This is a genomic window from Microbacterium sp. CCH5-D1, assembly GCF_001557335.1.
In the GTDB taxonomy this organism is placed as follows: Bacteria; Actinomycetota; Actinomycetes; order Actinomycetales; family Microbacteriaceae; genus Microbacterium; species Microbacterium oxydans.
This window is the reverse complement of the sequence record NZ_LSJW01000117.1, coordinates 1-14,129: the sequence shown is the minus strand read 5'-3', so window position 1 is coordinate 14,129 and position 14,129 is coordinate 1. Positions and strand designations below refer to the sequence as shown.

The window sequence follows — 14,129 nt, the reverse complement described above, 5'->3', positions numbered from 1 at the left end:
GGCGCCGACCGTGTAGATCGCGATGAACATGGCGATGTTGCCGACGTAGATCTCGGGGATGCGGATCGTCACCGCGGTGAAGTAGGCGGCCACCACGATGACGGCGACGGTGCCTGGCCAGCGCCGGCGCACGGCCAGGGGAGCGGTGACGACCACCGCGTACACGAGGGCGGTCCACAGCGGCGCCTGTTCGTCGCCGTACATCTCCGCGATCGAGGAGAGCGCTGCGCTCAGCACGGCACCGACGAACAGCACGGTGGCGAGCACGAGATCGCTGCGCCGTTCGCGCTCGGTCGGCGTGCGGATGAACGGGGCGGCGGACATCCCTCCACCGTAGGGCGGGCCGTGGCGGCGCCGCATCCCCCGTGTGGGGGATCGGTCCGAACTTGCTATTGACAAGCATGATTGCTTTTAACAAGCTTGTCCTCAACGAGCTCACCGACCGATGAGCTCACACCTCCGGAGGAGCCATCATGACCAAGGTGTTCGTCAACCTGCCCACCACCGACCTCGAGCGCGCGAAGGCCTTCTACACCGCGCTCGGCTGCGAGATCAGCCCCCAGTTCACCGACGAGAATGCGGCGTGCGTCGTGTGGAGCGAGGACATCTACTTCATGATCCTCAAGCGCGAGTTCTTCTCGACCTTCACCGACAAGCCCATCGCCGACCCGAACGAAGTCGTCCAGGTCTCGGTGGCGTTCAGCCAGGACTCCCGCGAGGAGGTCGATGCGATCCTCGCGAAGGGTCTGGCGGCCGGTGGCGCCGAGCCGAAGCCCGTACAGGACTACGGCTTCATGTACTCGCGTGACCTCGACGACCCCGACGGCAACTCGCTCGGCTTCCTCTACATGACGCCCGAAGCCATCGAGAACGGCCCGGATCACGTGGCCGACACCGCCACGTCGGCCTGACATGGCGGCGCGCAGCTACGGCCAGTACTGCGGTGTGACGACGGCCGTCGAGCTGATCGGGGAGCGGTGGGCGCTGCTCATCGTCCGTGATCTGCTCGTCGGACCGCGTCGGTACACCGACCTCAAGCAGGGCCTGCCGCGCATCCCCACCAACATCCTGTCCACGCGACTGAAAGAGCTGCAGGAGGGTGGGGTCGTGCGACGTGTGCCGCTGTTGAACTGCGGACTCGTGTACGAGCTCACCCCCTACGGGCGCTCCTTCGAGCCGATCATGCTCGCCCTCGGACGCTGGGGCTTCCAGGCGATGGGAGACCCAGACGAGGGCGACGTCGTCACGGCCGATTCCCTCACGATGGCGCTGCGCACGGCGTTCGTCACCGAGAGCGCGCTGGACGCGGAGTACGAACTGCACGTCGGCGATGTCGCCCTCCGTGCATCGGTGCGCGACGGCGAGCTCCGCGTCGCGCAGCTCGCTCCTCCGGCGCCTCCCGTCGGCGGGCGCATCCCCGAAGGAGAACCGGATGCGGTGATCGTCGCCGGTCCCGGCATCCGCCGCCTCATCGGCGGCGAGGTCACCCCGGCGGAAGCGCTGGCACAGGACCTCGTCGCGGTCGTCCGTGGCGATGCATCGCTGTTGGACTCGTTCGCCGACACCTTCCACATCGCACGACTGACAGTGGGGAGCACGACATGAACAACCAATATGCCGATGAACAACAGGCGCCCGATGAACAACAGACACCCGGTCGCATCCTGATCGACCTCTTCACCTCTCTCGACGGAGTCGCCCAGGGTCCCGGCGGCACCGATGAGGACACGTCGGGCGGATTCCGGTTCAGCGGGTGGCAGGCCGGATACCCCTCCTCCGGCGTCGGACCCGAGATCGAGAAGGGCATGCGCGGTCTCGATGCGCTGCTGCTCGGGCGGCACACGTACGACATCTTCGCCTCGTACTGGCCGCATCACACCGAGGGCGAATCCGGCGACATCGGCACGCTCTTCAACCGCGTGCCGAAGTACGTCGCGACCCGGGATGCGGATCTCGCGCTCGACTGGGAGGGCAGCACGCGCGTCGGTGTCGACCTCGCCGCGGAGATCGCGGCGATACGGGCGGCCCATCGCGAGGTGCATGTGATCGGCAGCATCGATCTCGTGCACACGCTGCTCACTGAGGGTCTCTTCGACGAGCTGAACCTCTGGGTCTACCCACTGCTGCTCGGAGCGGGCAAGAAGGTGTTCGACGACAACGCGTTGCCGAGCGTGCTGCGTCTGCTCGAGCCGCCGATCACCGACGACGCCGGGGTGACACTGCTGCGCTACGCACGGACCGATCGGGTGCCGGAGGTCGGCACGTTCGATTGACATGAAGCGCGCCCCTGGTGCAATACGATCCGAACGTGGGGGTTGGAAAGCAGTCGCGGCAGGCGGAGCGCGTCGCAGCCTTCCAACGGGTCTTCGAACAGAATTGGGCTCGTGTTCGACACCACATCGAGTGCGTGATCGACGACCCGGATGAGGTATCGGATCTCGTCTCCGACGTGTTCACGCTCGCGTGGTCGAAGCTGGATGAGCGCAAGCCACTCGGCTTGATCTGGCTGCTGCGCGCCGCGGACAACAAGCTCAAAGATCGTGAGCGCAGGAGACGATCCGAGGTCAGGGCGATGGATGCCCTGCGTCACGGCGTCGGGGGCCGACGCCAGTCCGACGTCCTCGATGCCATCGCGGTGCGTCATGCGATCGAGACCGCCTTGACCCCACGGGAAAAGAGGATGGTCGTCCTCTTCTACTGGGACCGATTGGCCGCGGGGGAGATCGCCGAGCTGCTGCGTTGCTCGCAGTCGGTGGTCTTCACGACATTGAGCAGGGCGCGGGTGAAGCTGGAACGGGAGCTCGGACTCGACCGCCTCCCCGACGCCTCCATTGCCCGAGCGGCGAATACCTTACAAAGGGATTGATCGAGGAGATGGATATTGCGCACGCTCCCAGCTGAACCATAGCTTTCGTCTGTGAATCTCCTTCCTTCGGGTTTGCGCAGGCTCGCGCGTTCCGGCCTCGGGTCTGTCTGCGTCCTCGCCATCGTCCTGAGCGGAGGAGCGTTGTCGGCATCGGCCGCGCCGACGGCAGGTGCAGCAAGAGAGCTGTCGGTGCAGTCGTTCCGCGATATCCGGGAGCGTGCGGTCTCGTCTGCGGCATCTGCGGCTCGCGCTACCGGGGAACCGGTACCGGTCGTGGGGATGATCACCCCCACAGAGCAGACGCTGGCGATGCCGGATGGGACGATGCGGTACGAGGCATCGAGCGTGCCGGTGCGGGTCGAGCGGGGCGGTGACTGGGTACCCGTCGACACGACACTCGCATCGACCGGCGAGTGGTTCGAGCCGATCGCCTCCGCGGCTCCCGTGCGCTTCTCGTCAGGTGGCACCGACCGGCTCGCTCAGGTGCAGGCTGAATCGGGCGAGTGGATCACCGAGATCTGGCCCTACGGGATCCTGCCGACCCCGGCGGTCGAAGGGGACACCGCGACCTATTCTGAGGTGCTGCCCGGTGTCGACCTGAAGATGGTCGCGACGAAGACCGGGCAGGCGTCGATCTACGTCGTCAAGACCGAGGAGGCAGCGCAGTCCGCGAAGCTCGACGGTCTTCACGTCGTCGTCGAGAACGCAGAGCTGAGCGCGGACTCGACGGGCACCGTCACCGCGGAGACAGGGGATGAGTCGAGCATCGTCGCCGGTCAGCCGCTGTGGTGGGACTCCTCCGAGGGGGGCACCTATCGCGAGCCGGGCGGCGAAGCACCGCCGTTGCCCGTGACGCACGACGTGGGGGCGGACCGAGTGCTGCTCGACGTGGGCGATTCGGTGACGAAGCACGAGAAGCGCGACGGGGATGTCGTGTATCCGATCTTCGTCGACCCTGACTGGTCGTCGGGGATCACAGCCTCCTGGTACACGGACGCGGACTATCCGAACCAGTCGTACCTGTCGGCGGGGGCTTCCGATGTGCTGCGCGTCGGCATCTACCAGCAGTATCGCTCGGACATGTTCTTCCAGTTCCCCATCGGCGCTCTGGCGGGGAAGGTCGTGACGAGCGCCCGCCTGAACACCACTCAGCTCGCGGTCGCGTCCAGCGGGGCGGGTGCGATCCAGGTCCACACCTATGGGATCAAGCCGACCGGGTTCACCTGGGCGCAGGAACAGGCGTGGAACGCGGCAGGAACGGGTGGGTGGAGCGCCCCGCTGCAGGCTCCGTGGTACGGCCCCGGCCTGGGCTCGGCGCCGATGGCGGTGGGCTGGAACGTGACATCGGGCGTGCAGGCCAAAGTGGGGGCGTCTGCCATTCAGTTCGCCTTCACTTACACGAATGCGAACCTGCCGTCGCGTCGTCACTACAGCCGCGCGGCAACGCTCATCGTCTCTTACAACACCCTGCCGAACACGCCCACCGCCCCGTCGTTCACCTCCCCTTCGCGTGCGTGTGGCACCGCTGCGGCTCCGGCCGCGGTCGGTCAGACGGACGTCGCGGTCGCGGTGAATCAGACGGATCCCGACGGAGGAAGCGTCGGTACCAACTTCTACCTGGCCAAGGCCGGCAATCTCGGTGTCCTCGTGCAGACACTGGGGTCCGGCCTCGCCGCCGGAGGGACGAAGACAGTGACGTTCACCGGCCTGGTCGATGGCGAGACGTACGCGTGGCGCGGGAGAGGTCAGGACACGACGCATCATGGCACCGGCTACAGCGAGTGGTGCTACTTCACGGTGGATACGACGAAGCCGGCTGTGCCGGTGGTGGAGGCCCCGACGGGTGCTTCCTATGCCGTCGGGACTGGAGTCCCGTTGTCGGTGACCGGGGCAGCGGATGTCGCGGGATACGTCTACTGGGTGACCCCCACGCAGCTGGTCGCCCCTGCGCCTCCGGTGCCGGCTGACGGCACGGTCTCCGTGGCTGCGGCCCTTCCGAACTGCGCGACCACAGTGACCAACAGCGTCCGGTGGGCCTGCAAGACCGGCAGCGGTGCGACGACCGTCACCGTCGCGCCTGTCGACTCGCTGTCGACGGTGTGGGTCTCCGCCTACGACAAGGCGGGCAATCAGTCTGCTCCCACAGGGCATCCGCTCTATCCCGGCGGGAACACCGGGACCCCGGCCACCGCCGCGAACCTCGACGCGGGACACGCCTGGCAGCTCACGACGATGTCATCGCCGCTTCCGGAGGCGATTCCAGACTCCAACCCATGGATCGGTGCGAACGCCATCGACCTCATGATCCCCGCGACTGCGTCGACGACCACGACGGACCTCCCCGACTTCCCGGTCGCCTCGCCCGTGCTCTCCACGAACGTGGCGACCGCAGGATACGAGATCACCGCCCTGGCGGCTCCCGTCGACGCGTCCAAGAGCTTCTCCTTCAGCCTCTGGGTCAAGCCGGCACACGTGGCGCCGACGTCCCAGATCATCGCCATCCAGCGGGGCCAGGGCATCGGGACGATGCAGTTGCAGATCACCAGCACCGGCAAGTACGCCTTCTGCCTCGGCGAGCAGTACGTGAACATGAGCAACACCGCCCGCGACAACAACTGCGTCACCGGGGGAACGGTCCTGCCCAGCACTTGGCAGATGGTCACCGGGATCTGGGATGCCGCGAACCAGCAGCTCCGCCTCCACATCGGCAACTCCATCACGCCGGTCGCCGTCAACGGCCACGTCAACGGCAGCGGTGATCGCTCGGCGAACGGAAGCTTGATGTTCGCCCCGGGCCCCGACAGCCTCCGGTTCATCGGGCTCATCACGAACCCCGTCATGGTCCCCGGTGTCGTCGACCATGCGCAGCTGGCCCGAATGGCCGCCTTCGAACTCCCCTTCACCGACTGAGTACCGGAGACTGACCATGGCGCGTCGGAGCACCCGCACGATTCTTGCTGTTCTCACCACCTCGGTGCTCGCGTGTGGAGTGCTGGTCGCGGCTCCGGGAGCAGCCTTCGCCGAGTCGCCGACACCGACCGTCGAGACCCCGGTCTTCGGCGATCCGGTACCGGGTTCGACGGTCAGCGAGGCGGATGCGGGCGCCGACCCGCTCTCGTCGGTGAACTCGGCCACTCCGGATGCCATGGAGATCCCGTCGCTGGAGAGCACCGACATCGTTCTCGAGCAGTCGGATCTGGAGGGCGTCACGACCGACGCGGCGGAAGGCGCGGAGGGGGCTGCGCCGGCGACGGTGGCCGGGGAGTGGAAGCCGCTCGGCGATACCGGCCTCGCCCTCGCACCCGCGTCCGGCGTCGGGGCGGCGGAGAAGGAGAACGCAGCCGAGAACGATGCCGAGAACGCGGAGGGGGAGGAAGACGACGCGGCGTCGCAGAGCCCGTCCGTGGTCGTGGAGATCCTCGACGAGAAGGCGGCGGCCAAGAAGGGGCTCGACGGCATCGTCGTCTCTCTGGCGCAGCAGGACGCGGAGGAAGAAGGGGAGCCGGTCGCGGTGCGGATGCCTCAGCAGCTGCTCGCCGGTGCCTATGGCGGCGACTTCGCGAGTCGCCTGGAGTGGGTGCAGGTGCCCGCGTCGACGAAGCCGGAGGACGTGTCGGAGAAGGCCGTCCCCGTGGCGACCGCGGCGACGGACGAGGGGCTGGTGCTCACACCGAAGGTCTCGAAAGAGCCGATGATGCTCGCGGCGGTGTCGGGCGCGAGCAGCGCGAACGGCACGGGCTCGTATGCGGCCACACCGTTGAAGTCGTCGTCGACGTGGGACGTCGCAGAGCAGACCGGCGCGTTCACGTGGAACTACGACATGGCCGTCCCCGCTCCCGGTGCGGGGCCGACGCCGTCGGTGGGCCTGTCATACAACTCGCAGTCGGTGGATGGGCTCACAGCATCGACGAACAACCAGCCGTCGGTGGTGGGTGAGGGATGGGACCTCACCGCCGCCGGGTTCATCGAGCGCAGCTATATCCCGTGCGCGAAGGATGACGGTGCCAGTGGTGCGGTCACGACATCCGGCGACCTGTGCTGGAGAACCGACAACGCCACGGTATCGATGGCCGGGCGGTCGGGCGCGCTCATCAAAGACACGGCCAGCGGTGTCTGGAAGCTGCAGAACGATGACGGCACCCGCTTCGCGCGCCTTGTCGGTGCCGCGCAGGGCTGTGCGGCGAACGGAACGGTGAACAACGAGTGCTGGCGGATGACAACGACCGACGGCACCCAGTACTACTTCGGTCTCAATCAGCTCCCCGGGTGGTCCGCGGGCAAGGCGACGACGAACTCGACCTGGACGGTGCCGGTGTTCGGCAACGATGCGGGGGAGCCGTGTCATGCCTCGACGTTCGCGGCGTCTTCCTGCTCGCAGGCGTGGCGGTGGAACCTGGACTACGTCGTCGACGTGCACGGCAATGCGCAGACGATGTACTACACGGCGGAGACGAACAAGTACGCCAAGGGCGGTTCGGGAGCGACCGCGTACCAGCGTGGCGGTGCCCTCACGCGCATCGAGTACGGGCTGCGGGCCACGGACCTCTTCGCATCGAAGGCCGCGGGGTACCGCGTTCTCTTCAGCTACGACGGGAAGGGCCGATGCAACGACGCCACCGGGTCATCGTGCACGGCTGCGGCCCTCGACAGCGCGGTGATGCCGGCGAATCCGGCCAAGTATCCCGACGTGCCGTTCGACCAGCTGTGCACCGGAACCTCGTGCAGTGCTTCGCAGATCGCACCCTCGTTCTTCACGAACGCGAGCCTCGTGAAGGTGGAGTCGCAGGCGAAGGTCTCGGGCGAGTACTCGACCGTCGACTCCTGGGCGCTCGGGCACTCGTACCCTGATCCCGGCGACGGGACATCGGCCGCGCTCTGGCTCACGCAGGTGCAGCGGACGGGCACAGCGGCAGGGCAAGCGGCGATCGTGGAGCCGGCGACGGTGTTCTCCGGCGTCACGATGCAGAACCGGGTGTGGGTCGTCGATGGTCTGGCCCCGCTCGACAAGTGGCGGTTGAGCTCGATCAAGACGAGTCTCGGCGGCGTGATCAGCGTGAATTACCAGGGCCAGCAGTGCACGCCGGCTCAGGCTGCAGGAATCCTCGGCGACCTGCCGAACAACACGAACTGGTGCTTCCCGGAGTGGTGGGTGCCGCAGTCGACCATCCCGCTCGGCGGACGGCAGGACCTGTTCCACAAGTACCCGGTCTCCTCGATCCTCGTCAACGGTGTGACGGGGGGCCCGCTGAGCCAAGTGCAGCAGACGCAGTACTTCTACGGCACGCCGAAGTGGCGGTACAACGATTCGCCCCTGACAGTGGCGAACTCGCGCACGTGGAACGTGTTCGCGGGGGTGAACACCGTGGAGGTGCGTGAGGGCGACCCGGCCGTACCCGCGGCCCAGAAGGTGTCGAAGTACACGTACTACCAGGGCATGAACGGAGACAGGGCGGCTGCCGGCGGAGGCACGAAGACGGTGAACGTCACCGGCACCAGCATCCCGGACGACCGCTGGTTCGCCGGACAGCCGTATCAGCAGCAGACGTTCAACGGTGTCGGCGGAGCTCTGGTGTCGACGCAGGTCAGCACGCCGTGGGCCTCGAACGTCACCTCCAACGACGGCGCGCGGCAGGCGCGGATGGGTGGCGTGCAGAAGACAGTCGTCACCGAGCCACTGTCGACCGGTGGCAACCGCACGCTCGAGACCCGTACGACGTTCGACGGAACCTACGGCTATCCGTTGACGGTGTCGACGGTCCCGTCGGATGCCACGGGCAAGTGCGTCACGACGACTTACGCCGCGGCGAACACCTCCGCCTGGATCATCGGGCTCCCCAGTCAGGTACGGACGATCAACGCCACGTGTGACGGCGTGGCCGGCGCGCAGTTCCCGCGCGACCTGGTCAGCGACGTGAAGACCAGCTACGACGGCCTGGCCTGGGGCGCGGCGGCAACGAAGGGGCTGCCGACGTCCGTGCAGGTGGTGGACAAGTACGACAACGGTCAGCCGCATTGGGTCACGAAGGAGTCGTCGACCTATGACACCCTCGGACGCCTGCTCACGAAGACGGATCCGCTGGGGCGTACGACGTCGACGGCCTACACTCCGGCGACGGCCCTACCTCTGCTGTCCACGACCGAGACGAACGCGGCGCCGTTCTCCTGGCAGACGGTGACGACGCTCGAGCCGACGACCGGCGCGAAGACGAAGATCGTCGACCCGAACGGCTCGATCACGACGATCGCGATCGACGGTCTCGGGCGGTCCACGAAGGTCTGGCTGCCGCTGCAACCCCAGGCCGCGAATCCCGCGGCGCCGTCGATGTCGTTCTCCTACACGCTGTCGCAGACCGCCCCGAATGCGATCAAGACAGACACCCTGACCGGTGGCGGCATCGTCTCGAGCTACCAGCTCTTCGACGGTCTCGGGCGAGAGACGCAGACCCAGAGCCTCGCCGTCGGAGGCGGCACGGTCGTGAAGACCACGAACTACGACAACCAGGGGCGACAGTACTTCGTGGACAACGACTACTGGACGGCATCCATCGCTCCGGGAACGGCGTTCTTCACTCCGGTGACGGAGAACAACATCCCCTCGCAGGTCATCACCGTGTACGATGCCGTCGGACGCGCGCTGACGTCGACCCTCAACACCACGGGGTCCGTGCACTCGCAGACGATCAACGCCTACCCTGGTGCAGATCGGGTCGACACGGTTCCGCCGGTCGGGGGCACCTCGACGAGCACGTTCACGAACTCCCTCGGGCAGAAGACCAAGCTTATCCAGTACCTCGCGGCCGGCATCACCGGCACCGGACAAACGACGACGTTCGCCTACGACGGTGGCGATCGGATGACGAAGATGACCGATCCGGCCGGCAACGACTGGACCTGGACGTTCGACCTGCTCGGCAACCGGGTCGGTCAGGACGACGCCGATTCGGGAGTCACGACGGCCACCTACGACCTCGCCGGGAACATGACCTCGACGACAGACGCCCGCGGGAAGACCGTGACGACGACCTACGATGAGCTCAACCGCAAGACGGCCTCGTATGCCGGCACATCTTCGGGCGCGATGCTCTCGTCGTGGACCTACGACACGGTCAAGAAGGGGCTCGTCACGACGTCGACCGCCTACACGGGGTCGACTCCGGGCGCCCCGGGCCTTGCCTACAAGACCACAGTCGGCTCGTACGACGCGGCGGGCAATCCACTCGACACCACGCTCTCGATCCCGGCAGGTGCACCCGCGTTTGCGGGCACGAGCTACAAGACGACGCTCTACTACAACGCGGACTCGTCGTTGCTGGCGAAGCAGATGCCCGCGATGGGTGGCCTGCCGGCCGAGACGATCCGCTACAGCTACGACTCCTGGGGCAAGCTGAGCGGCGTGCGCGGCACGTCGATCATCCTCGCGAACACCGTGTACTCGCCGATCGGGCAACTGTCGCAGTTCAACCGGGTCAACGGCTCCACGAGCACCGCGTACTCGACCTACGGCTATGACGCCGCGACGGGGGCGGTGCTGTCGATCAAGGACAACGCGGTGTTCGGCGATCTGGGGCACTATGTGGCCGACCGGGCATATACCCGCGACGCGGTCGGCAATGTCACGTCGGCGACGATGAGCTCTGTGCTGCCGACGGCGGGGACGCAGAAGGCCTGTTACGCGTATGACTCGCTGCGCCAGCTGAAGTCGGCGTGGACTCCGAACGCATCGACGGAGTGCGGGGCCACACCGTCGGCGAGCGGGATGGGTGGCCTAGAGCCGTACTGGCATGAGTACACGTATGACAACGCCACCGGAAACCGCACGGGACTCGTGAAGCGTTCGACGATGGGATCGACCACCACCGCGACGTACACCTACGCGGCAGCGGGCGGCGACCGTCCGCACGCGGTCAACGCTGTGGCAGGCCCGGCCGGAGTGGGGCCGGGATCGTACTCCTACGATGCGGCAGGCAACATGACCGGACGCCCTGGCCAGACGATCACGTTCGACGACGCGGGCAAGGTCTCGAAGGTCGTGGCCGGGTCCACGACGCAGGACACGGTCTACAACGTCGACGGCAGCATCCTGCTGCGCACCAACACGACGGAAGGTTCAACGCTATTCGTCGGTGACACCGTGCTGAAGCAGGCGACGGGATCGACGGTCGTCGCGGGCGTACGGACGTACAGTGGTGTCGAGGGCAAGCCGATCGCGGAGAAGTCCGCGAAGACCGGAACCGCCGGCACAACGCTGACGTGGTTGTTCTCGAATCTGGAGGGGACGGTGGACGTGCAAACAGTGGCGAACGCGACAGGCACGACCACGCGCATGCTCCGTGATCCCTACGGTGCCCCGATCGGATCGTCCGGAGTGTGGGGTAGTGGGACCGGGTACATGAACAAGCCCGTGACCGCGTCGACGGGCCTGACCACGGTCGGTGCGCGCACCTACGACCCCGTGCTCGGGAAGTTCCTGTCCGTGGACCCTGTGATCGATACGAACCTGCCGCAGCAGAACACCGGATACACGTACTCGGGCAACAACCCCACCACGTACATGGACCCGAGCGGAATGAAGTTCGCCTTCGCGATGGCCTCTGACGGCGGGAGCAAGGCGCCAAAGAAGGCGAAGGGGTCGCCGTTAACAAACTCGTCCCGGCTCGCTGCTTTCACATATCAGCAGTACACGACGTGGACATCTTCAGCGACAAACAAAAACGTGGTGAAAGTTGCGCGCGAGAAGAACGCCGCCTTCCGCGGAATTCTCAACGATGCGCTTGCTCTCCGTAAAGGTCTCGGATCAGGAGCGATCGGCCTCATGATCGATGTGCCGTGGAATCCAGAGGCTGCGTCCGCGGCGTTCACTGTATACGACAAGTTCAAGACCGGCGGCGATTGGGACGCCAAGGTTGGAATTCTCGACAAGTTTGGACTATCCGGCGCTGACTATCCGGATCGATCCGACGGAAAGACGGTGCGTGTCGACGTCTACGGAAACGTCATCTACGGCGCGATGCTCGCAAGCTATGGTATTCCCGAGGGCGTCGCTATCCAAGCGGCCAACGCTCCCGGCGACGATGTCGGCTATAAGAACGATAAGAGTGACGACGCTGCCGTGAGCATTGGCTACGAAATGTATAAGCAATATCCGGATGGATTGACCAGTACTCAGTACTACAACTTCATTCTGAAGCACTGTGGAGAGATCGCGTGCAAGTGAATAAAACCGTGCTGTGGGGAGTGCTGGGGGCGGGGGTGGCCATCTTCCTCGTGGTGACATGCGCGGTCTTGGTCATTCCTGCCCTCACGAAGACACCGGGGCCCGGCGATCAGTTCGAGTTCCCGATCAGTTGGCAGCGATCGAAGGACCCAGACGTCCCGGATGCGGCCAACACAACCATCGAGCTCTACGAGGACGGAACTGCTCGACTATCGGGAATCTCATTGGGGCACATCGAAACGTCTGCTGACGCCCGGCTTTGTGTCGCTGACGCCAGCGAGGGAGATGCTGGCGATGCGCGTTGGGACGTGGACGACGACGGTGTACTTCACGTCCGTAGCGTCGACGGAGAAGCGGTCTTCCTGCCCGGGGCAGGACGGTTCTCGGGCGCCGACTGGTCCGAGCTTCGCGAACCTTTCTGTGATGGGACTTTCGTTGACTTCAGTCCATCGCGGGATTGAAGCGGAGGAGCGCTGCCGCACGGCGTGTGCGGGGTAGCAGTTCTCCGATGGCACCACCTATGAGCTTCGCTTCCGGGACTGCACGTGTCTGCTGAGTCAGTGATTGGGCCGATACTGATCGTGATCGGGCTTGCCCTGATGCTCTTTCGCGGTCCTGTTTCACAGATCTTCCATCACGGCATGGAGAGGATGTACGGAGAGCCGCTGGCGGATGATCTAACGTCGCCCGAGAGGACACCGCGGAGGATGCTCATCGTGGGGATACTCTTCATCGGCTTCGGCATTTTTACTCTCGTCGGCGCACTTCTGCGGTAGCGGTGGCTGCGATCGATATCGTTCAGGCAGCGCTGTGCCAGGCCCCTGCTCGGCATGCGAGCGAACGCGCGGCCGCTCCGGGTGCTTGGTGCCGTTTGTGGCGTCTTCCTAATCTGACTGTTCGTGTGAGCCTGACTTCAGGCCATTCGGTCGTCGTGGCGTCAACGGGAAAGCAAGGCACCCCGTGGGCCGCGCGTGCTGATTCCTAGGTGAGAAGACGCGTGCTGAATCATAGGTGAGAGAACTGAGAGCGCGAGAGCGTTTCCCTCCGAGAAGCGCTCTCGCGCTCAGTCGGTGAACGGGAGCTCGAAGGCGTTGAGCCGGGCGAGCTGGACGTGATTGATGACGCCGGGGACCATGACGGGGTTGGCGATGAGACCTTCGAATCGTCCTGTCATGGGGGCGGGGCCGAAGACGAGGGGTCCGCTGGCTGAGCGGTCGCCGGCTCCGTTGATGTGTGAGTTGACGGCGACCGGCGTGATCGAGTTGCCGACGAGGAGTCGGAGCTGCTTGTTCGTCGCATCCCAGATGCCGGTGAGCATCTGCCACGATCCGGGCGTCGCGGCTCCGCCGGTGGCGCAGTTGCTCGTCGGTGTCGTGCTGGCGGAGTTGACGGGGTAGTCGCCGAGGCAGAACGCGTAGGTGCCTGCACTGGTGACCTGAAGCTGGACGGAGCCGCTCGAGCCTCCTCCCTGCATCGCGATCTTCTGGGAACCTGTGGCAGGCAGATACCGGGTCTTCACCCACACGCTGAACGTGAAGCTGTTCATCGCGTTCACGGCGGGATACATCGTGCTCACCTCCATGGCGCTTCCCCCGGCGGTCGACAGCACCGGGGTCTCGATGGGCGGGTCGGGCAGATCCGTCGAGGTGGTGGAGCTGGTCTCGGGTATCAGCAGGTCGATGCCATCAGCGCCGATCCACGGGTTGGAGTCCGGGATCGTGTTCGGCAGCGGGGTGGACATCTGCGTGACCTGCCACGCGTGTCCCGCGTCGAGGTTCGCCGCAGCAGCGGGGGTTCCGGTGTTGCCGCCAGGGTAGAGCGGCCGGCCGACCGCGGCGGACTGGTTACCTGCCTTGTCGTAGGCGGACACCCAGACGGTGGACAGCGCGTCCGTCGGGGCGACGGTCAAAGTGGTCGCTCCGGACGGGGCTTTGCATGCCCAGCGCACGTTCCGGGTGATCGCGGTGGCGCAGTCGGGGAGCGCGGCCGCGATGGAGACCGTCCCGTCGGCGGGTACGGGCGGGGCGGGCGCGACGAGCTGGGTGGGAG

Annotated in this window: 9 protein-coding genes; 7 read left to right on the top strand and 2 right to left on the bottom strand. The window is 66.0% G+C overall.

All coding sequences use genetic code 11. From position 1 onward, the window contains the following. Positions 1-324, bottom strand: a 324-nt coding sequence (locus AX744_RS21465; protein WP_442922824.1) for a DUF7134 domain-containing protein, incomplete at its 3' end; no start/stop codon positions are given. A 149-nt stretch (positions 325-473) separates the two neighbouring features. Between AX744_RS21465 and AX744_RS21470 the strand changes: the two genes are divergently transcribed. From AX744_RS21470 to AX744_RS21500, 7 genes are all read left to right on the top strand, one after another. Next, entirely contained in the window at positions 474-911 is a 438-nt protein-coding gene (locus AX744_RS21470) for a VOC family protein (protein ID WP_171011015.1), read from the top strand. 1 nt (position 912) lies between these two features. Beyond that, complete coding sequence (locus AX744_RS21475; RefSeq protein ID WP_058631733.1) at positions 913-1,605, top strand: winged helix-turn-helix transcriptional regulator; 693 nt, start codon at positions 913-915, stop codon at positions 1,603-1,605. Continuing rightward, positions 1,602-2,273, top strand: a complete 672-nt coding sequence (locus AX744_RS21480; RefSeq protein WP_061015044.1) for a dihydrofolate reductase family protein — start codon at positions 1,602-1,604, stop codon at positions 2,271-2,273. Before AX744_RS21475 ends, AX744_RS21480 begins: the two co-directional genes overlap by 4 nt. A 17-nt stretch (positions 2,274-2,290) precedes the next feature. Then, on the top strand, positions 2,291-2,866 hold the full coding sequence (locus AX744_RS21485; RefSeq protein ID WP_061015045.1) for an RNA polymerase sigma factor: 576 nt from the start codon (positions 2,291-2,293) through the stop codon (positions 2,864-2,866). Between the two features lie 279 nt (positions 2,867-3,145). Further along, positions 3,146-5,776 carry a LamG-like jellyroll fold domain-containing protein gene (locus AX744_RS21490; protein ID WP_061015046.1) on the top strand — a complete coding sequence of 877 codons (2,631 nt, stop codon included), beginning with the start codon at positions 3,146-3,148 and terminating at the stop codon, positions 5,774-5,776. A gap of 16 nt (positions 5,777-5,792) precedes the next feature. Then, the gene (locus AX744_RS21495) at positions 5,793-12,080 is read left to right on the top strand and encodes an RHS repeat-associated core domain-containing protein (protein ID WP_061015047.1); all 6,288 of its coding nucleotides are present in this window, start codon (positions 5,793-5,795) and stop codon (positions 12,078-12,080) included. Next, positions 12,077-12,541, top strand: a complete 465-nt coding sequence (locus tag AX744_RS21500; protein ID WP_157543478.1) for a hypothetical protein — start codon at positions 12,077-12,079, stop codon at positions 12,539-12,541. Before AX744_RS21495 ends, AX744_RS21500 begins: the two co-directional genes overlap by 4 nt. A gap of 602 nt (positions 12,542-13,143) precedes the next feature. On the opposite strand, the gene AX744_RS21505 is transcribed toward AX744_RS21500, so the two are convergent. Beyond that, the coding region (locus AX744_RS21505) for a LamG-like jellyroll fold domain-containing protein (protein ID WP_157543479.1) at positions 13,144-14,129 on the bottom strand (986 nt) is incomplete at its 5' end.

Excerpts from the sequence above, each read along its gene's own strand:
- AX744_RS21470 (WP_171011015.1), top strand. The coding sequence starts at position 474 with ATGACCAAGGTGTTCGTCAACCTGCCCACCACCGACCTCGAGCGCGCG.
- AX744_RS21490 (WP_061015046.1), top strand. The coding sequence starts at position 3,146 with ATGATCACCCCCACAGAGCAGACGCTGGCGATGCCGGATGGGACGATG.
- AX744_RS21480 (WP_061015044.1), top strand. The coding sequence starts at position 1,602 with ATGAACAACCAATATGCCGATGAACAACAGGCGCCCGATGAACAACAG.
- AX744_RS21495 (WP_061015047.1), top strand. The coding sequence starts at position 5,793 with ATGGCGCGTCGGAGCACCCGCACGATTCTTGCTGTTCTCACCACCTCG.
- AX744_RS21475 (WP_058631733.1), top strand. The coding sequence starts at position 913 with ATGGCGGCGCGCAGCTACGGCCAGTACTGCGGTGTGACGACGGCCGTC.